Annotated in this window: 21 protein-coding genes; 6 read left to right on the forward strand and 15 right to left on the reverse strand. The window is 67.0% G+C overall.

Going from position 1 to position 16,999, the window contains the following annotated elements; translation table 11 throughout:
- Positions 1 to 48: 48 nt before the first annotated feature.
- On the forward strand, positions 49 to 651 hold the full coding sequence (locus tag ACFWF1_RS35115; protein WP_379289674.1) for a TetR/AcrR family transcriptional regulator: 603 nt from the start codon (positions 49 to 51) through the stop codon (positions 649 to 651).
- A gap of 102 nt (positions 652 to 753) precedes the next feature.
- On the opposite strand, the gene ACFWF1_RS35120 is transcribed toward ACFWF1_RS35115, so the two are convergent.
- Genes ACFWF1_RS35120 through ACFWF1_RS35130 form a run of 3 tightly spaced genes read right to left on the reverse strand, consistent with a single transcriptional unit; the run spans position 754 to position 1,572 of the window.
- Positions 754 to 930 (reverse strand): CsbD family protein, encoded by a 177-nt coding sequence (locus ACFWF1_RS35120; protein ID WP_379289672.1) that lies wholly within the window; start codon positions 928 to 930, stop codon positions 754 to 756.
- Between the two features lie 9 nt (positions 931 to 939).
- Entirely contained in the window at positions 940 to 1,095 is a 156-nt protein-coding gene (locus ACFWF1_RS35125) for a DUF6131 family protein (RefSeq protein WP_379289670.1), read from the reverse strand.
- Between the two features lie 24 nt (positions 1,096 to 1,119).
- Entirely contained in the window at positions 1,120 to 1,572 is a 453-nt protein-coding gene (locus ACFWF1_RS35130; RefSeq protein ID WP_379289668.1) for a hypothetical protein, read from the reverse strand.
- 127 nt (positions 1,573 to 1,699) lie between these two features.
- Between ACFWF1_RS35130 and ACFWF1_RS35135 the strand changes: the two genes are divergently transcribed.
- Positions 1,700 to 1,894 carry a heavy metal-associated domain-containing protein gene (locus tag ACFWF1_RS35135; RefSeq protein ID WP_357390705.1) on the forward strand — a complete coding sequence of 65 codons (195 nt, stop codon included), beginning with the start codon at positions 1,700 to 1,702 and terminating at the stop codon, positions 1,892 to 1,894.
- Between the two features lie 36 nt (positions 1,895 to 1,930).
- Here ACFWF1_RS35135 and ACFWF1_RS35140 read toward each other — a convergent pair whose 3' ends face one another.
- Positions 1,931 to 3,502, reverse strand: coding sequence for a Na+/H+ antiporter (locus ACFWF1_RS35140; protein ID WP_379289666.1), 1,572 nt, complete (start codon positions 3,500 to 3,502; stop codon positions 1,931 to 1,933).
- 140 nt (positions 3,503 to 3,642) lie between these two features.
- Here ACFWF1_RS35140 and ACFWF1_RS35145 point away from each other — a divergent pair, with 140 nt between their 5' ends.
- Entirely contained in the window at positions 3,643 to 4,815 is a 1,173-nt protein-coding gene (locus tag ACFWF1_RS35145) for a cytochrome P450 (protein WP_379289664.1), read from the forward strand.
- Positions 4,816 to 4,821: 6 nt separating this feature from the next.
- On the opposite strand, the gene ACFWF1_RS35150 is transcribed toward ACFWF1_RS35145, so the two are convergent.
- Complete coding sequence (locus ACFWF1_RS35150; protein ID WP_379289662.1) at positions 4,822 to 5,817, reverse strand: DUF418 domain-containing protein; 996 nt, start codon at positions 5,815 to 5,817, stop codon at positions 4,822 to 4,824.
- 121 nt (positions 5,818 to 5,938) lie between these two features.
- On the opposite strand from ACFWF1_RS35150, the gene ACFWF1_RS35155 reads away from it, so the two are divergent.
- The 3 genes from ACFWF1_RS35155 to ACFWF1_RS35165 are packed head-to-tail and all read left to right on the forward strand — an operon-like array spanning position 5,939 to position 7,034.
- Positions 5,939 to 6,379, forward strand: a complete 441-nt coding sequence (locus tag ACFWF1_RS35155; protein ID WP_379289660.1) for a MarR family winged helix-turn-helix transcriptional regulator — start codon at positions 5,939 to 5,941, stop codon at positions 6,377 to 6,379.
- Between the two features lie 32 nt (positions 6,380 to 6,411).
- Positions 6,412 to 6,792, forward strand: coding sequence for a DUF5313 family protein (locus ACFWF1_RS35160; RefSeq protein ID WP_379289658.1), 381 nt, complete (start codon positions 6,412 to 6,414; stop codon positions 6,790 to 6,792).
- 59 nt (positions 6,793 to 6,851) lie between these two features.
- Positions 6,852 to 7,034, forward strand: a complete 183-nt coding sequence (locus tag ACFWF1_RS35165; protein WP_379289657.1) for a hypothetical protein — start codon at positions 6,852 to 6,854, stop codon at positions 7,032 to 7,034.
- 9 nt (positions 7,035 to 7,043) lie between these two features.
- Here the strand turns inward: ACFWF1_RS35165 and ACFWF1_RS35170 are convergent, their stop codons facing one another.
- The 10 genes from ACFWF1_RS35170 to ACFWF1_RS35215 all read right to left on the reverse strand — a co-directional run bounded on the left by ACFWF1_RS35170 (position 7,044) and on the right by ACFWF1_RS35215 (position 16,998).
- The gene (locus ACFWF1_RS35170; protein ID WP_379289655.1) at positions 7,044 to 7,928 is read right to left on the reverse strand and encodes an aminoglycoside phosphotransferase family protein; all 885 of its coding nucleotides are present in this window, start codon (positions 7,926 to 7,928) and stop codon (positions 7,044 to 7,046) included.
- 400 nt (positions 7,929 to 8,328) lie between these two features.
- Complete coding sequence (locus tag ACFWF1_RS35175; protein WP_379289654.1) at positions 8,329 to 9,144, reverse strand: hypothetical protein; 816 nt, start codon at positions 9,142 to 9,144, stop codon at positions 8,329 to 8,331.
- Between the two features lie 172 nt (positions 9,145 to 9,316).
- Positions 9,317 to 9,916, reverse strand: coding sequence for a hypothetical protein (locus tag ACFWF1_RS35180; protein ID WP_379289652.1), 600 nt, complete (start codon positions 9,914 to 9,916; stop codon positions 9,317 to 9,319).
- 14 nt (positions 9,917 to 9,930) lie between these two features.
- A complete protein-coding gene (locus ACFWF1_RS35185; RefSeq protein WP_379289650.1) occupies positions 9,931 to 10,887 on the reverse strand; it encodes an MlaD family protein in 957 nt (318 codons plus the stop codon).
- The gene (locus ACFWF1_RS35190) at positions 10,884 to 12,011 is read right to left on the reverse strand and encodes an MlaD family protein (RefSeq protein ID WP_379289648.1); all 1,128 of its coding nucleotides are present in this window, start codon (positions 12,009 to 12,011) and stop codon (positions 10,884 to 10,886) included. Before ACFWF1_RS35190 ends, ACFWF1_RS35185 begins: the two co-directional genes overlap by 4 nt.
- Positions 12,008 to 13,093 (reverse strand): MlaD family protein, encoded by a 1,086-nt coding sequence (locus ACFWF1_RS35195; protein WP_379289646.1) that lies wholly within the window; start codon positions 13,091 to 13,093, stop codon positions 12,008 to 12,010. The genes ACFWF1_RS35190 and ACFWF1_RS35195 overlap by 4 nt, the downstream gene beginning before the upstream one ends.
- Positions 13,093 to 14,127 (reverse strand): MlaD family protein, encoded by a 1,035-nt coding sequence (locus ACFWF1_RS35200; protein ID WP_379289644.1) that lies wholly within the window; start codon positions 14,125 to 14,127, stop codon positions 13,093 to 13,095. Before ACFWF1_RS35200 ends, ACFWF1_RS35195 begins: the two co-directional genes overlap by 1 nt.
- A complete protein-coding gene (locus ACFWF1_RS35205; protein ID WP_379289643.1) occupies positions 14,115 to 15,116 on the reverse strand; it encodes an MlaD family protein in 1,002 nt (333 codons plus the stop codon). The genes ACFWF1_RS35200 and ACFWF1_RS35205 overlap by 13 nt, the downstream gene beginning before the upstream one ends.
- On the reverse strand, positions 15,113 to 16,180 hold the full coding sequence (locus tag ACFWF1_RS35210) for an MlaD family protein (protein WP_379289641.1): 1,068 nt from the start codon (positions 16,178 to 16,180) through the stop codon (positions 15,113 to 15,115). The genes ACFWF1_RS35205 and ACFWF1_RS35210 overlap by 4 nt, the downstream gene beginning before the upstream one ends.
- Entirely contained in the window at positions 16,144 to 16,998 is an 855-nt protein-coding gene (locus ACFWF1_RS35215) for an ABC transporter permease (protein ID WP_379289639.1), read from the reverse strand. Before ACFWF1_RS35215 ends, ACFWF1_RS35210 begins: the two co-directional genes overlap by 37 nt.
- Position 16,999 lies beyond the last annotated feature (1 nt).

A 16,999-nucleotide genomic window follows, 5' to 3' on the forward strand; every position in this document is an offset into this window, starting at 1 on the left:
ACGATCGACGCCGAAACGCAACCGTATCGACGTTGTTAGGATGTGGGCATGACAGACGCTCTCCCCGACCGCAAGCGCGTCCCCGCCGGGGCCGCGGTGATGCAGCCGCAGGTCACCACCGCGATCACCAGCGCGGCGTTCACCGAGCTGGCCGAGGTCGGCTACGGCAAGCTGACGATGGAGGGGATCGCGCGGCGCGCGGGCGTCAGCAAGCCGACGTTGTATCGACGATGGGCGACCAAGGAACAGATGGTGCTCGCGCTCGTCGAGCAGGTCGCCGTCGCGGCTGCCGAGGTGCCTGACACCGGGTCGCTGAAAGGTGATCTGCGGGCATTTCTCGAGGTGACCGCAGACGGATTCAGCCATCCGCTGGCCGCGCGGATCATCCCCGATCTGCTGGCCGAGGGCATCCGCACGGCTGCGGTCGCCGACGCACTACAGGCCGTCGGGCACAGCCGGCGCGAGAAGGTCGGGCAGTTGCTGCGGCGCGGGATCGATCGGAGCGAACTCCCGGCGGACCTGGATATCGAGCTCGCCTTGGACCTGTGCATCGCCCCGCTGTTCTGGCGGCAGCTGATGGGGGGCCGGCCGACCAGGCCCGACTACCTGGACACTCTGACGAACACGCTGATCGCGGCCTTCCGCGGCTGAGGCCGTCAGCCGGATCAGAACGGTGGCAGGACGCGTCGACAGCGTCATGGCCGGTGTCAGCCGAGGGGCTTGGATACCCCTCGGCTGACACCGGCCATCAGGTCAGCGCTTGAACGCGGCCCGTAGTTTGTCCGCGGCGCGTTTCACGTTGCCGCTGGCCTGTTCTCGACGTCCCTCGGATTCCAGGCGGCGATTTCCCGTCGCCCGGCCGAGGTATTTCTTCGCATTGCCCCTGGCGGCTTGCACCTGGTGCGCGATTCTGTCTTCGAACTTGGTCATGATCGGCACCTAGTAATACCAGCGCCGACCACCGACCGGGCGGCCCACCGATCCGGCGACCATCAGCACGAGGCCGATGACGAGGATGATGATGCCTGCGGTGGTGAGCAATCCGATTCCGAGCAGCCACCCCGCGATGAGGAGGACAAGTCCGAGAACAATCATGGTCGTATTTCCTTTTCTCGATGACTATTTCGACGCCGACGCCTGCACGCGGGGCGTGCTTGCGGCGCGCGGTGTGTCACCCGCGGGAGCCGTGGCCGGACGGCGCACGAACCGACTCCAGACGGGTTCGCGGTGCGGCTGCGGTACGGGCTCCTTGCGGACCGGCGGTGTGCCGCCCGCCAGATCGCGCCGGACCGCCGCCATTTCGCGGCGGGATTGCCTGAGCTCGCGACGTGCCGCCATGCTGCGGCGGGAGACACGCCAGACACCGGTCAGCAGGAGGGCGAGGCCCGCCGTGCCGATGGCGCCGAGGACGATGCCGTAGCCGAACAGCAAACCGCTGGAGCCGTGGAAGTGGTAGTCGAAAACGGCGAAATCACTGGGTAGGAAGTTGGTTTCGCCGTTGTTCGCCACCACGCCGGCGACTCCGACGATCACTGCTGCGATCAAGACGACGAGCCCGATGATGATGATCATGACAATCCTGTTGTGTCGAGTTGTATGACATCCCGGCTATTCCCGGGGACACGACAACCAAACGTAGGGAATCGAACTCGACTGTTCGTCGGCGTTTACGCCCGCCGGATCGGTCTATTCGATGGTCATGAGTTCGTACACCTTCTCCTTGCCCAACGTCACCCACGAGTCCGCCTCCGCCATCGAGTCCACGCTGCGCGGCGTCAACGGCGTCGATTACGTCGACATCAACGTGCCGTCCGAGTCCGCCACGGTCAACTCCGACCTCACCTATAACGAGGTGCTCGAGGCGATCCGCAACACCGGCGTAGCGGCCAGCTGATCTTGTTGTCCGCCTGGCCAACTCACTGACCGTGGCTCAGCGCCTGCCGAGATCCAGGCGTCTGGTCACCCGGTCGACGAGGTCCGGCGGCATGCCGGGTTCGCGGCGGGCGTTGAGGGCTTCGCGGCGACCCGCTTCGACAACGTCCTCGCGGATGCCGCGTAACCTCTTGGCCAGTTTGACGTTTCGGGCGGCTTCCGACTTGGCATCAGCGTCCGCGGCCTGCGGGTCGGCGCGCGTCATGCGTTGACGGAAGCCGTCGCGGAGTCGCTCGTAGACGTCGTCGGGTAGATCTTGTTCGGCGGCAATCTCTTTCAGCCGGGCCATCTCCGCCTTGATTACCCGCTCCCACAGCTGACGTTCGAGTTCGCGCTCCTTCTGGGTGTCCGCGTGCACGCCGGTGAGCCGGACGACGAGCGGGAGCGTCGGTCCCTGCAGCAGCAGGGTGAACAGGACGACCACGAACGCCGTGAACAGGATTTCGGTGCGTCCGGGGAAGTCCTTGCCATCGTCGGTGACGAATGGAATGGCCAGTGCCAGTGCGACAGTCGCGACGCCGCGCATCCCGGCCCACCAGGTGACGACCGTCTCCCGCCAGGTGTAGGGCTCATCCGCGTTGGGCCACCAGGCTCGGCCGATCGCCCAGGTGGTGAGGAGCCAGACCAGGCGGAGCGCGACCACGACGGCGACCACCGCGGCCGCGCCGCCGAGCAGTTTCGGCCAATCGTGGCCCGTCGCATCGAGTACCGCGCCGAGCTCCAGGCCGATGAGGCCGAAGGCGAAGCCGCTCAACAGCATTTCGATGATGTCCCAGAACGAGGCGCCGACCAGCCGGTAGTCCGAGTCGGCGAACTCGGTGACGGCGTCGGTCAGATACAACGCGCAGACCAGCACGGCGAGCACGCCGGACCCGTGCCACGCCTCGGCGAGACCGTAGGCGGCGAACGGCAACAGCAGGCTCAGCGCCACCTGCCAGGTCGCCTCCGCGAGATAGTTGGTCAACCGGCTGCCCGCCCAGCCGAGCACCAGCCCGACGGCGATCGCGACCACCGCCGAGGTGACGAATTCCGCGGCGGCGCGCGGCGCGGAGAACTTGCCGGTGACCACGGCTTGGACCGCGACACCGTAGATGACGATGGCTGTTACGTCGTTGAACAGCCCCTCGCCACCCAGCACCACCACCAGTCGGCGCGGTAAGCCGAGACTGCCCGCCAACGCGGTCGCCGCGACCGGATCAGGCGGTGCGACCAACGCGCCCAGCGCGATTGCGGCCGCGATCGGCAACGCCGGGTACCAGGCATGAAACACGGCGGCCACCGCCGCAGCCGTCGCGATCACCAGTCCGAAGGCACGCAAAGCGATCAAGCCCCAGTTCTCCGCGAACTGCCGCCACGAGGTCCGCCGCGACGCCGCGTACAGCAGCGGCGGCAACACCAGCGGCAGAATCAGATCGGGCGGAATATCGATCCGCGGCGCGAACGGAACCAGCGCGACCACACACCCGAACACCGTCATCAACACCGCCGACGCAACCCCGAGCCGCTTCCCGAGCGGCTCAGCGAAAATCGCGGCAAACAAGATGACAAACATCAGCACCAACTGGTCCATGACCGTCCAGTCTGCGATGCCGGGCCGAAGTTACCAGCCCGCCGCGCCGTACGGTAGCCCTCGCGATTGCCGATCAGTAGCGGACCGGCCGGCGCCGGACCGTCGAGAAGTCTTGCCGCGCAATGCGAGATGATGATCGGGTGACGGACGTATTCGGTGCCGGGTTCGCGGCAGATCCGTGGCCGACGCTCGAGCGGCTACGGGCCGACGGCGGGGTGCACCGGGTGCAGACGCCGGATGGGCCGCCCGCGTGGCTGGTAACCAGGTATCGCGATGTGCGCGCGGGGTTGCTGGACGACCGGCTGTCGACCAATATTCACCGGGCAGGTGTCGAGGACTATCGGGGATTCACGGTCCCGCCGTCAGTGCTCGCATTCGTGGTCACCGAGCCTGCCGACCACGTGCGCTTGCGCCGATTCGTGACAAGCGAACTCTCGCCGCGACGGTTGGACGAATGGGCACGCCGTGCCCCGGAGTTGGTTGATTCGTTTCTCCAAGAGTTGGATTCGGGCACCGAGGTCGACCTCGTCGAGCGACTGGCCGTCCCACTCCCCGCCGCCGTACTCGGCGAACTACTCGGCTTGGCCGAGGCCGAACGCGAAAGTCTGCTCGGCTGGGCCACTTCGACGCTGCTCGCCTCGGCCACTCCCCCGCGCGCCAGAGACACCCTGTCCACCATGCTCGCCATCATCAGCGCGACAACGGAACAGGCGCGAGCAACACGCGCCGACACACTGCTCGGCAGACTCGTCGCCGCGCACGACGACACCGGATCCCCTTCCGCCGACGAGCTCGCCGGTCTGCTGTTCTATCTACTCTTCGTCTGGTACGAGGTCCTCGTCGACCTGGTCGCCGGATCGGTACTGACTCTGCTCGGCCGCCCCGATCAGCTGCACATCCTGCGCACCTCGACGGAAAAGCATGCCGCAGTGGACGAATTGCTGCGCTACCTGTCGCCACAGGTCCTCGCGAGCCCACGCTTCGCCATCACCGACCTGACCATCGGCGGCCAGACCATCCGCACCGGACAAACCGTCCTCCTGTGTCTGGCCTCAGCAAACCACGACCCCGAAATCTTCGACTGCCCCGACGATTTGGACCTCACCCGCGCCCCCCACGCCCAACTCGGCCTGGGCTACGGCCTACACGCCTGCCTGGGCAACGCCCTGGTCCACACCCTGACCGCCACAGCCCTCGACCACATCTTCACCCGCTGGCCAGGCACCTCACTAACCGTCGACGAACGGGACATCGAGTGGCGCTCGGGCTTCCGGCATCGCGGACCGTTCACGCTGCCCGTGAAGCTCGGCTGACCTACGTCACCGATACCGAACCGGTTCCGGCACTCGGCGGGCGGGGACGAGTTCCCACCAGGTGATGCAGCGCCAGAGCCATTCGAGGGGGCCGTAATGGAACAGCTTCAGCCAGGCCCAGCTGGTGATCGCTTGGATGGCGATGATGGCAGCAGCCAGGGCTAGGAGTAGGCCGTACTTGTCGGTGCCGGCGAGGTGTAGGTGGGGTTCGGCCAGGAGGATCAGGGCGGTTGCGGAGATGTAGTTGGTCAGGGCCATTCGGCCCATTGGTTCGAGTACCTCTGAGAGGACGGCGCCGGTTTCGGTGCGCAAGATGAGCAGTAGGCCGGTTGAGTAGGCGAGCGCGCCGAGTAAGCCTGCGATCGGGGGTGCGGTGCTGACCAGGAGGTCCAAGTAGGGGGTGCGGTATTCCCACATTGCTGTCAGTACTGCGGCGGGCAGGGCTAGGACGAAGACGGCGGTGAGTTGCCAGGTGCGTTCGTCGAGGGTGTCGGCGATGCCGTAGCGGTCGGCGGCCAAGCCGAGGAGGAACAGGCCCGGTACGAGAGCGAGGCCGCCGCCGAGGGTTAGTGCGACACCGATCGTGGCGGCGAGGCCGGCGACCAGAATTGCCAAGCGCGGCAGGCTCGTTGCGGGTAGCAGGACCACCAAGCCGACCAGCGCGTAGGGCAGTAGTGCTTCGCCGGGTTGGAACTGGTGGTGGATGAGGCCGAGGACGCCGAGTGCGATGAGGCGGCGGACAAGGATGAGGCGCGGGCGATCACTGCGTTGCGCCGCGCGGTCCAGGAACAGCGCGAAGCTCAGGCCGAACAGGAACGAGAAGATCGGGAAGAAGCGGCCTTCGAACAGGACCGAGAGCAGGTGTCGCAGCGGGACCATTTCGCCGGGTGCGCGCACCTCGGCCATGTCAGTGACCTGCCAGATGTTGACCACCAGAATTCCGCACAGGGCGAATCCACGCACGGCGTCGAGCTCGCGGATGCGGCCTGTGTCGTTCTGCATAGGTCTCAAACTAATGATCACCCGTGCCGGAACCACGCTTCTCCGACGTGATGTCGCGCATATACTTCATGCACTAATTGTTTGTGCGTTAACATTGAAGGCAGTTCGACAGGAGACACACATGGACGATCCGCTGCAGCTCGACCGGCAGGTGTGCTTCGCGCTGGCGGTGGCCAATCGCGCGGTGCTCGGCGTTTACCGGCCGCTGCTGGAACCGCTCGGGCTCACCCACCCGCAGTATCTGGTGATGCTCGCGCTGTGGGGCGAGGCGCCGATGTCGGTGAAAGCGATCGCCGAGGCGATCCAGCTGGATTCGCCGACGCTGTCGCCGCTGCTCAAGCGGTTGGAGAGTGCCGGGCTGATCACTCGCGAGCGGGACAGCCGGGACGAACGGAACCTGGTGGTGAACCTGACACCGGCCGGTGTCGCGATGCGCAAGCAGGCCGAGCGGATCCCGCCCGCGGTGGTCGAGCGGCTCGGCGTCACCCTCGCCGATCTGGAGGAACTGCGCGAGGTGCTCACGCGCGTCAACGAGGCCGCACGCAGGTCCCTGTCGGTCTAACCCACTTCGCAACACCCGTCAGGAGATTGCGCATGACCCGAAAATCACGGCGCCCCAACCCGATCCAGTGGATCGGCTACGCCTTCGGTCGCCGCCTGCCCGATTCGATGACCGACTGGGTGCGCAACGACCTGGCCGGCAAGCACGCGACCAGCAGGCACATCGTGCGCGGCATGATCCCGTTCACCCCGCTGTTCGTCGTCTTCCTGCTGTTCCCCGGCGAGCTGTGGTTACGCGGTGCGATGGTGCTGCTCGCCGTGCTCCTCGCACTGTTCTACACAGCGGCCTTCATGCCGATGAACCGCGCCCATCGCCTGGCCAAGCACGGACTCCCCGCCGACCTGGAGAGCCCGGAACGCACGCGGCGGCGCGCACTCGAACGCGCGCGATACGCTGCCCAGCACCCACACTGACCCCGCGCACGAGTTGTGGCGCCGCGCATGAAGTTGCCGGCAATTCAGTGCGCGAGTTGATGATTCGTGCGCGAGGTCAGGTGGAGACCGTCCTCGCGCTCACCGGAATCGCCACCGCCGGCCCCGCCGCAGGCCAGTGGATCGTCCGGGTGGTGCTGTCACTGTTGTTTTGGCCCGTACCCGATCCCGCCACGGAGCGGGCGCTGGTCGAACGGTTCGTCGAGCCCAATTTCGCCGCATAGCAAGCAGACTCAGCGCAGTGCCCACGGCGCGATGTCCTGCACCGCGACGTAGCCGTCGTCGTCGAGATCGTCGTCGTCCAGGAAGTCCAGCCAATTGCGCAGGGCGCGAACGAGTGTCCACGCTCTGGCGCGATCGGCGTCGAGGCCTGCGCCGTCGACGATCGCGGCGAACCGATCGTCGAGCGATGACTCGGTTCGGCGGTTCCAGATCAGCGACAGGGTGGTGAATTCGGGGTCCCCGATGAGGGGTTGGGGATCGATCACCAGCCAGGGCTCGCGTGTCCCGCCGAGCACGTTCTCGTAGTGCAGGTCCTCGTTGGCCAGCAGCCGGGCTGCGTTGGGGCCCAATTGATTACATGTATCGACGGCCGCGTCCAGCAGCTTGCGCGGGAACGGCTCGCCGAGGCGCGCCCAGTCCTCGGGGAGTTCGGCGGCGTATCGCTCGGCCTCGTGCCGCAGGTCGCGGCTGAGACCGGACGGGGCGGGAATCGCGAGGCGGCGCAGCAGGGCGGTGGCGATCCGCACGGCCTCGTCGATCGGTTCGGTCAGCAGCGACCGGGTCGGATCGAGGCGCTCGAGCAGCAGGACACCGCGCTCGGGCTCGCTGTCCAGCAGTCGCACCGCGCCCACGCCGTTCCAGGCGGCGAGCGCGAGCGGTTCGTCGCGGGTCTCCGGCGTCATGAGGCTCAGTTTCAGCACGACCGCGGTGCCGTCGGCCCTGGTGGCAGGCAGCACCAGGGCGGCGTAACCGTGCATCGCGGGACCGTCGAGGCTCAGTTGCCACCGGCGCAGGTATTCCTCGGCCAGCCCGGGCAGCCGGTCCAGGAAGTCCCGCGCCTCATGCCCCTCATTCCTGGCAAGGTGCTCAGCGAAAAACTCAGGAACAATGTTCACCTTTCGAGCCTCTCAGCCCTGTCCAGCCAATTTCACCGGACGCACACGCCGAGGACCGCCAGTTGCACGCGGTTGGTGGTCCCGGTTTTGGCCATCAGATTGGTGATGTGGGTTCAGCGCTCGGCCGACTGGCGACGGCAGCGGAGATCGCCGCGTTCGCGCTCACGGTCCGATCTCCTGGACGGATGGGTAGCCGGGGTCGTCGCAGTCTTCGTCCTCGGCGAACCACAGCCAATTCCGGGCGCACTGCACCAGCGTCCAGGCGCGGGCCAGGCCGGCGCTGGTCGAGCCAGGTTCGGGCCGGTGCGCCCTCCTGGTCGGCCAATCGGGTTGCGAAGAATTCGGGCACGACAGTCACGACAACGAGCATCTCAGCCGTGTCGATCGATTTTCGACGAGCCTAATTGGGGGCGGGTGCCGGGCCCGGATTCGGGAGTGGCGGCACCGGAATGAACGGTGGCAGCCCGGGAATGATCGGCGGCGGAGCCGGATTCGCGGGTGGCGGACCTGGATTCGCAGGCGGCGGACCCGAATTCGCAGGCGGCGGACCTGGATTCGCAGGCGGCGGGACCGGTTCCACCTGGGGCGGTGCACCCGGATTCGGCGGCGGTCCCGGGTTCGCGGGCGGCGGTGGATTGGCGGGCAGCCCGGCCGGCCCACCGCCCTGCTCTTGCGGCAGGCAAACCCAACGACCATCCGGCGGCAGCAGCCACTGAGCGACGATCCCGTCGTGCGAACAGTCGTCACCGACCGCGTGCACGTCCAACCCGGCTTGCGGAAGGCAGACCGAGCGTCCATCCGGGCCTCGGCCCCACCGCGCGGCGATCCCGTCGTGCGAGCAGTCGTCGCCGATCCGGTGCACGTCCTGCCCGGCCGGGACGCACGCCCATTGACCAGCGCGCAGATCCCAGCGCGCGAGGATGCCGCCCGCCGAGCAGTCGTCACCGAGCTTGCGGGCAGGCTGTGGCACCGGCGCGACCGGCGTCGCGGGCCCCGGGCTCACCAGGTGGGGCGCCGAGGCGGCGGTGCCGCTGGACGACGGGCTCGCGGCGCTGGTCTTCGCGGCCGACTTCTCGTCCTTCGAGTCGTCACTCGACCCGAGCAGCAGCCCGATCGCGACCACCAGCACCAGCGCCGCCGCGATCACCGCCGCGACGACCAGGCCACGGTTGTCGGCGCCGCCTTCGGGTTCGTGACTGCCGCCGGGTGCCACCATCGAAACCGCCTTCACTGTATGGACAGGGAAATACCGGCACGAAAGTTGATCTTCACGGCACGCTACCCGAAGGTTGCTGGATCGATGCTCACTTTATGCAATTTTCATTTATGCAGGTAGAAGCCATTTACCAGGATTAGCTACCGGTAAACACGTTTGCTGGCGGTACCGGTCACTGCTTGGGCAGCGCGCCCGCGACCCCGCCGACGTCGGCGACCTTCCAGCCGTTGTCCGGATCCACATTCACCGTGTAGGTGACGGTGGTCTGCGCGCCCTCGGGTGTCTGCGCGCTGGTCGACGTGACGTTGAGGAAGACGTTCACCTTGTAGACCCCGTTGTCGGTGTTCATCACCGTGGCGGTGATCGGGGTCGAGGTCGAGGTCCACTTCAGCGGGACCAGGATGTCCTGCAGCTTGGGCGCGGTGGCGTCGAACTTGCCCGCCAGCTGCGGGGTGGTATTGGTCTTGAGCTTGGCGACCCAGGCGTTGACGTCCTGGAAGTTGATGTTGGAGGCGCCGACCGCGTAGTCGGTGGCGACCTGCTCGGCGTGCTTGTCGGCGGCGGTCGCGGCGTCGCGATCGCTCACCTCGCCGCGCGCCGATACCCACAGCGCGGCGAACACCGCGGTCGCGGCGCCCAGCGCCACCAGCGCGGCACCGACCGCGACGGTCGAGACGCGGATCGACACGGTCCGCGCGGCCTTGGCGGGCGGGGCCGCGGTGGCGTCCTCGTCGATTGTCGGCTTCGGTTCGGTCACAACGTCGTTCGACATCGCGGCCTCCTTTCCTACTTGATAGCGACCCGCACCTTGACGGCGCCATCGGCGTCGACGTCGGCGAGGGCCTGGGCGATCAGGGCTGAGATATCGATGCGCGGCGCGACCGACACGGTTGCGTCGACCAACGGGCGCAGGATCGGTGCCAGCGAACTCAGCTCCGGTTGGAGTTCGCGCAACGCGGCGATGGTCTTCTCGGTGAACGGGGCCAGCCCGTTGCCGGTGGTGTACTTGTCGATCGGCTCGCCGTCGACCATGCTGCCCACGTGGGTGACCAGATTGCTCACTGCCTCAGCGAATTTGGTCCACTCGGGTGCGGCGGCGCTGAAGGACGGGCCGACCCAATCCATATTGGTCGCCGTGTTCTGCAAGCTGTTGAGCAGCGAGACGATCTGCGGGTTGCGGCTCATGATGGCCGCGGCGAGCAGGTCGCCCGAGCGGGCCAGGTTGGGGATCGCGGCGTCGGTGCCGACGAGGGACTGCTCGGCCGTGCTCACCAGCGAGCCGACCACCTTCGGATCGAGCTGGTTCAACGTCGCGGTGGCCAGCCTGGCGACCTCCGGAATCGACAGCGGCGTGCGCACATTCGCGGTCTTCAACTGCTGACCGTCCCGAATATAGGGTCCGCCATCGGAATTCGGCCGGAACTCGACGTACGGCTCGCCGAGCGCCGACAGATGCTCGATGGTGACCACGCTGTCGGTGGGCACCCTGCGGTCGGCGACCAGCTTCATCCCGACCTCGACGCCGCCGACACTGTTGGTCACCGAGTTGACCCGGCCCACCTCGATGCCGGTGAGCAGCACCGGCGAGCCGACGGCCAGCCCGCCGGAATTGGCGAGCACCATGCTGGCGTGGGTGTAGTCGGCCAGTGGATCGACCCGCACCACCCCGAAGGTCAGATAACCCGCGCCGAGCACGATGATGGCGGCGATGCCGCCCAGCGAGGCGAGGTGCCCGAGCTTCATCGGACGACTCCGATCATGCGTAGCGTCTGGATGATTCGGTCGGTCTGGTCCGGCACGGGCACCGCGGCCGCGCCGTCGGTCTTGACGCCGACGATGTTCACCTTCGGGCCGCGCTCGGCGAACGGAATGATCTTGTCGCGGATCAGCGAAACCAAGGTCGGCAGATTCCCCGGCCGGCTCAGATCCAGCGGCCGGGCCGAGGCGAGCAGCGGCAGGAAGGCCTGCACCGTGCCGTCGGCGCTCTTCAGCAGCGGGCCGAGCCAGGCGAGCTCGGTGCCGATCGGACCGAGCTGGTTGAAGATTTTGGTCACCCCGATGATGGACGGCGCGATGCCGTTCATCTGGTCCACCGACTCCTGGGTCAGCAGTTGCGCGAGCTCCGGCCGAATCGCGTGCAGGACATTGGAATTGTTGTCGATGCCGTCGAGTAGCGAATCGAGCTTGTCCAGGTGGTTGCCCAGATCGACGGCGTCGTCGGACATGGTCTTGCCGATCTGCGCGGTCCGGCCGACATCCTTGGGCAGTACGTCGTTGAGCTGTTCGATGGTGTCCTGCACCTGCTGCACCGCGCCGCCCTGGGTGAAGGTGGCCAGCGCGGCCATCGTATCTTCCAGCTGCACCGGCGGTTTCGTCTGCGACAGCGGAATGGTGCCGTTCTCCGGCAGCAGCTTGTCGAAGCCGTTCGGCGGGGTGATCAGCGCGAGATGGATATCGCCGAGCACCGTGTTCTGCCGCAGTTCGGCGCGGGTGGCCGCCGGTAGCCGGACCGACTTCGAGATGCGGGCGTCGACAACGACATAGCCGCCGCGACCACCGGCCTTGGCCGAATCCACCACCGACACATCGGAAACCGTGCCGACCTGCGCGCCGTTGGCCATGATCTTGGCGCGGGCAGGCAGATTCAGCACGTTCTCGAACTGGATCCGAATGTCGTAGGTGGCACCGGAGACCTCGGCGCCGGGCACCGGAACCGAGGAGGGGTCGAAGGCGCAACCGGCGGCGGGCAGCACGGCCGCCATGACCACTGCCAGACCGGCGACGAAACGCGCACCGCCGCTACGGCTCTCGCATCTCCGCTGAAATACGATATGCCACCGCCCCGTTTCGTCTCGATCGAACTTCATCGCACACCTGCCGATCCGAACACCAGGGCCGCCATATCGACCTTCACCAGACCGCCGTCCGCGGTGCAGCGCCCCGGTGCGATGGCATTCGCGGCCGCGCAGACCAGGTCGGCATTCGGCTGCGGAATCGCGACCTTCGGTGGGGCGTAAGCGATTCCGGCATTGCCCACCGAGCGGAACGCGTCGGTCAGCACCGGCATCATCGACACGACCTGGGCCAGTGAGCCGACCCTGGCGCGCAGGAACTTCACCAGCGGCACCGTGAAATCGAGGGCCTTGCCGAGCGGGCCGCCGAAGGCGGTGGTCAGATCGTTGAGCACCGGAAGCAGCTGTGCGAGACCATCGATCACGTCCGCACCCGGCAGCAACAGGTCGTCCCGTGCCGTGACGAGTACCGGCGTCAAGCGGGTGAACATCGATTCGATGTCGCCCCAATGCTCTTCGACCTTCTTACCGACCGAGGAGAAAGCGTCGAAAACGCCCACCAGATGGGCGATATCGGCGTCGGGCGAGACCATCGCGCCGCTCAGTTGATTGATGATCGCGTTGATCTGCGGCCCGGTGCCCGCGGTAGCCGCGTTCAATTGCGACAACCCGTTGGCCAGTGCGTCGGGCGTCTTGGAATCCGGGCCCGAGATCTCCGCCGACAGCTTCGCGACGGCGTTCAGCGTCTCGGTGACGCTCTTGGGCGTGATCGTCTTGGTGATGCACTGCGACGAGTTCCAGCGCGCGGTGTTCTTTCCGCTCGACACCACGGCCAACTGCCGGGCCGCGACGATGCTGTCGGCCAGCGTGGTGGCGCCCGCGTCGGCGTACACCGGCTCATCGGTCTCGACGGCGAATTCCACCTTCACCGATTTGCCCTGCGCGGCAATGGAAGTCACCTTCCCCACCGGAATGCCGCGCATGGTCACCTGATTGCCGACGTACAGGCCGACGGTGTCCGGCATGATCGCGCAGTAGCTCTCGGTCTTCTTCAGCGGATCGAAGGCGATGAAGTAACCGACGACGACCAGCACCACCGCGACGGCGGCACCCGAGACCGACATGAACGCCCGTGAGCCGAGGACCTTGTGCAGCATCAGCAATCCTTCCCCGGTAGCGGCACGCACACCCGCGTGATCGCGTCGGCGGGCGCGGTGATGGTCTGACCGGACTGATCGACCGTCACGCCGCCGTCCGGTATCGCCATGGCCGACACCTTCTGCTGGATGTCCTGCACCGAGCCGACCACCGGATCCAGCCGATTCAGCAGTTCCTCCATCCGCGGCAGCGCGTCGAAGAGCGGCTGCAGCTTCGGCTTCGCCTCCGCGTAGGTCGGTGCGATCGCCGCGGCCTTGCTGATGACCTGCTTCAACAGCCGAATGCCCTCGGCCAGCTCGGCGCGTTTGCTGAGCACCAGGTCTTCGAGCAGGTTGGTGGCCTGCACCAGCCTGCCGAGCGAGCCCTTGGCGCCGTCGTACATGGTGGTGTACTCGTCGGCGTTGGCGATCGCCTTGGAGATCATCACGTGCTGGCGATTGAGGTCGTCGACGAAGCTGTTGAGGCTGTCGAGGGTGGTGCGCAGCGTGTCGGGCGCCTGCGCGACGGAGGTGCCGAGCGCGGCGAGGTTGCGCCGCAAGGTATCTCCGTCGATCTTGCGCAGCGGCTCGGCCGCGTCCTGGAAGGTCTGCACCAGGCTGTACGGCAGCCGGACCCGGTCGGTCGGAATGTGCTTGCCGCCCAACGGGTTCGTCCCCGACGGGAACAGCGCGACATAGTTGCCGCCGACGATGGTGAGCATGCGCACGTCAAGGGTGGACTGGTCGCCGACGAACACGTTGGAGTCGACGGTGAAGCGCATCAGCACCCGATCCGGTTTCAGCTCCAGCGATTTGACCGTGCCGACGCTGATCCCCGCGACGCGGATATCGTCACCGGACTTCACCGACTGCGCCTCGGACAGCTCGGCCGTGTAGGTCTTCTTGCCGAACGGGACGACGTACAGCACGCCGACTCCGATGGCCAGGATCGCCACCAGCAGCACACCGACCAGGCCCAGCCGGATCTCGCGCCGCTTCTTGTCCGCCTCACCGACTACCCGGCGATCACCGAAGATCTTGCTCAACCAGCGCATACCGCCACCTGCTGTCCTGCGATCAGCACGCCGAAGACCTGCGGCACATCGGCTTGTCCCTTGGTGCACTGCGGTTTCCAGCCCGTCGCGCCCGACTTGGGAATGGCCGCGTCGAACCCGGCCAGCAGCCCCGGCAGCCTGTCGAACACCTCGAGGGCCTGCGCGGGATCGGGGAAGATCTGGTGGATCAACGCGTCGACGTCGTCCGGGCTCTGCAGACCGAGCGCGTCGAACAGGTTGTTCAGCGGCCCGAGCACCGAGGGCGCGGCCGCCGCGAACTGCGCCAGCCCGGTCATATTGGTCTGCAGACCGGAGATGACGTCGGCCAGCCGGGCCAGAATCGGCACCATGTAGTGGATCTTCCCGCCTGCCGTCTCGTGCAGATCGGACAGATTCTGCAGCACCTTGTCGATCACCGTCTGGCGGTCCTTGACGTGCGCCGCGAGCTTGTCGATGGCTTCGAGTGCGGGCCCGATCCCGTTGCCGTCGCCCTCGATCAGCGCGACCATGCTCGCGCTGAACTGGTTGATCTCCTCGGGCGAGATGGTGGCCAGCACCGGCTTCAGGCCGTTGAACATGCTGGTCACGTCGAACGAGGGCACCGTGTGGTCGGCACCGATGGTCGCGCCGCCTGGAATGCGCTTGCCTGGCTGCGGCTGTTGCTGCAGGTCGACATAGCGTTGTCCGGTGAGGTTCTGATAGCGGATGGCCAGTTTCGAGTTGTCGTAGATCGGCGCATCGGTCTTGAGCGACAACTGGACTCGGGCTTGCGTGCCGTCGAGGGACAGGCTGTCGACCTTGCCGACCTGCACGCCGTACATGCGCACGTCGTCGCCGACCTTCAGGCCGTTGGCATCGGTGAACAGCGCGGCGTGCTGTTCGGTCGGACCCGCGACCGGCCGCTTGATCGCCGTGCAGACGATGAACAGCACCCCGATCATCACCGCCGCGAACAGGGCGAGCCGCCAGCCGGAAGAACGCACGTTCATCGAGCACCACCCAGCAGCGGTGCCAGCACGGGCATCCCGCTAACGTCGATCTCGGCGTTCAGCACCGGACCATTCGGGGTGTCGGGCATCGACGCGCGCAGGCGGCGCAGCAGTTCGGTGAGGTCGGCGCCCGATTGGCGCGGCTGCGGCACCATCTGCGCGAGCAACTGCAGCACCGGGGCGAGCATGTCGGTGAGGCCGGCGAGGCTGCCGCCGAGCGTCCCGCCGAGACCCGCGATATCCGGCAGCAGCCGGTCGGTGTGCATCCGCACGCCCGCGTCGAAGGCATCCCGATTGCTTTGCAGCCGTGGGTTGTTGCGCAGGATGTACACCATCAACTCGTTGGCGCCCGAGAAATCACCGGCGCCGTAGAACGCGGGTCCGAGCCGGCCGGCCAGCTCCGAGGGCGGCATCCGCTGGTTGTCGGTCACGATCTGGGCCACCTGGATGATCGACTGCGCGAGCGGGGTGAACGCCTTCATGTTGTGCGAGACCTGGGTGATCACCGTGGCCATCTGCGGGGTGAGCACCGAGTCGCCGGTCTGCGACAGGCTGCGCAGCATGCTGCCCATGGTGGCGTCGAACACCGCGTCGGTGTGGCTGCCGGTCAGGTCGATCACGCTGTCGTCGCGCAGCGCGGACCCGCCGGAGCCGCGGCGCAGGCCGATCTCGCTGATGCCGAAGAGGTTGGCGGGCGCGTAGTCGACCCGCATGCTGTCGTCGAGGCCGTGTAGTTGAGAAGGGTTCAGCCGCAGGGTGATTCGCTGCGTGCCCTGCTCGTCCGGTGCGATCGCGGCCACCGTGCCCACCTGCACGCCGTCCATCCGCACCGGCGTGCCGGCCAGCACGCCGTCGCCGATCTGCTCGGTGTGCAGGGTGATCTGTAAACCGTTGTCGGAGCGCAACTCCCGATACAGCACGGTGACCGCCAGCACGGCGATGATCACGCCGACCGCGATCACGCCGACCAGCCGGGTCTGGTGCTTGTCGATGGCCACTCCGGGCATTCCGTACTTCGGCATCGCCGTTACCCCGTAAAGCTGATCGTCGCGTTGAAGCCCCACAGCACGATGGTGAGGACCATGTCGATGGCCACGATCGCCACCGATGAGGCGCGCACCGCGCGGCCGGAGGCAATGCCGACGCCCTCGGGCCCGCCGGTGGCGAAGAAGCCGTAGTAGCTGTGGATGAGGATGACGACGGTGGCGAAGATGGCCACCTTGATCACCGCGGCGACCACGTCGAACCCGGACACGAACTGGAAGAAGTAGTGGTCGTACACGCCGCCGGATTGGCCGTGCACCAGCGTGATCAGCCCGCGGCAGGACAGGTACGCCAGGATCAGCCCGATCAGGAAGGTCGGCACGATCGAGATCGCGCCGGCGATCACCCGGGTGGTCACCACGAACGGCACCGAGCGCAGGCCCATCGCCTCGAGCGCGTCGATCTCCTCGGAGATGCGCATGGAGCCGATCTCGGCGGTGATCCGGCAGCCGGCCTGCGCGGCGAAGCCGATGGCCGCGGCGATCGGCGCGAGCTCGCGGGTGGTGGCGTAGGCGGAGACGATGCCGGTGACCGGGCCCATGCCGAGCATGTTCAGCATGGTGAACGATTCCACGGCGACGGACGCGCCCATCACCAGGCCGAGCACGATCATCATCGGCACCGTGCCGCCGCCGACGATGACCGAGCCGCGGCCCCAGGTCATGTCGGAGATGATGCGCAACGTCTCGTCGCGATAGTGCTTGAGCGTCGACGGGATCGACGACAGCACCTGCCAGACGAAGGCCAGTACGAAGCCGAGCGACTCGAAGCGCGCGAAGACCAGGCCGCGGCGGCGGTACATCCAGCCCAAGCCCTTGGGCACATAGGTTGATGCCATG

The organism is Nocardia sp. NPDC060255, from assembly GCF_042727395.1.
Classification (GTDB): Bacteria; Actinomycetota; Actinomycetes; order Mycobacteriales; family Mycobacteriaceae; genus Nocardia.

Coding starts and splice junctions, on each gene's coding strand:
- ACFWF1_RS35115 (WP_379289674.1), top strand. CDS start 49: ATGACAGACGCTCTCCCCGACCGCAAGCGCGTCCCCGCCGGGGCCGCG.
- ACFWF1_RS35120 (WP_379289672.1), bottom strand. CDS start 930: ATGACCAAGTTCGAAGACAGAATCGCGCACCAGGTGCAAGCCGCCAGG.
- ACFWF1_RS35125 (WP_379289670.1), bottom strand. CDS start 1,095: ATGATTGTTCTCGGACTTGTCCTCCTCATCGCGGGGTGGCTGCTCGGA.
- ACFWF1_RS35130 (WP_379289668.1), bottom strand. CDS start 1,572: ATGATCATCATCATCGGGCTCGTCGTCTTGATCGCAGCAGTGATCGTC.
- ACFWF1_RS35135 (WP_357390705.1), top strand. CDS start 1,700: ATGAGTTCGTACACCTTCTCCTTGCCCAACGTCACCCACGAGTCCGCC.
- ACFWF1_RS35140 (WP_379289666.1), bottom strand. CDS start 3,502: ATGGACCAGTTGGTGCTGATGTTTGTCATCTTGTTTGCCGCGATTTTC.
- ACFWF1_RS35150 (WP_379289662.1), bottom strand. CDS start 5,817: ATGCAGAACGACACAGGCCGCATCCGCGAGCTCGACGCCGTGCGTGGA.
- ACFWF1_RS35155 (WP_379289660.1), top strand. CDS start 5,939: ATGGACGATCCGCTGCAGCTCGACCGGCAGGTGTGCTTCGCGCTGGCG.
- ACFWF1_RS35160 (WP_379289658.1), top strand. CDS start 6,412: ATGACCCGAAAATCACGGCGCCCCAACCCGATCCAGTGGATCGGCTAC.
- ACFWF1_RS35165 (WP_379289657.1), top strand. CDS start 6,852: ATGATTCGTGCGCGAGGTCAGGTGGAGACCGTCCTCGCGCTCACCGGA.
- ACFWF1_RS35175 (WP_379289654.1), bottom strand. CDS start 9,144: ATGGTGGCACCCGGCGGCAGTCACGAACCCGAAGGCGGCGCCGACAAC.
- ACFWF1_RS35180 (WP_379289652.1), bottom strand. CDS start 9,916: ATGTCGAACGACGTTGTGACCGAACCGAAGCCGACAATCGACGAGGAC.
- ACFWF1_RS35185 (WP_379289650.1), bottom strand. CDS start 10,887: ATGAAGCTCGGGCACCTCGCCTCGCTGGGCGGCATCGCCGCCATCATC.
- ACFWF1_RS35190 (WP_379289648.1), bottom strand. CDS start 12,011: ATGAAGTTCGATCGAGACGAAACGGGGCGGTGGCATATCGTATTTCAG.
- ACFWF1_RS35195 (WP_379289646.1), bottom strand. CDS start 13,093: ATGCTGCACAAGGTCCTCGGCTCACGGGCGTTCATGTCGGTCTCGGGT.
- ACFWF1_RS35200 (WP_379289644.1), bottom strand. CDS start 14,127: ATGCGCTGGTTGAGCAAGATCTTCGGTGATCGCCGGGTAGTCGGTGAG.
- ACFWF1_RS35205 (WP_379289643.1), bottom strand. CDS start 15,116: ATGAACGTGCGTTCTTCCGGCTGGCGGCTCGCCCTGTTCGCGGCGGTG.
- ACFWF1_RS35215 (WP_379289639.1), bottom strand. CDS start 16,998: ATGGCATCAACCTATGTGCCCAAGGGCTTGGGCTGGATGTACCGCCGC.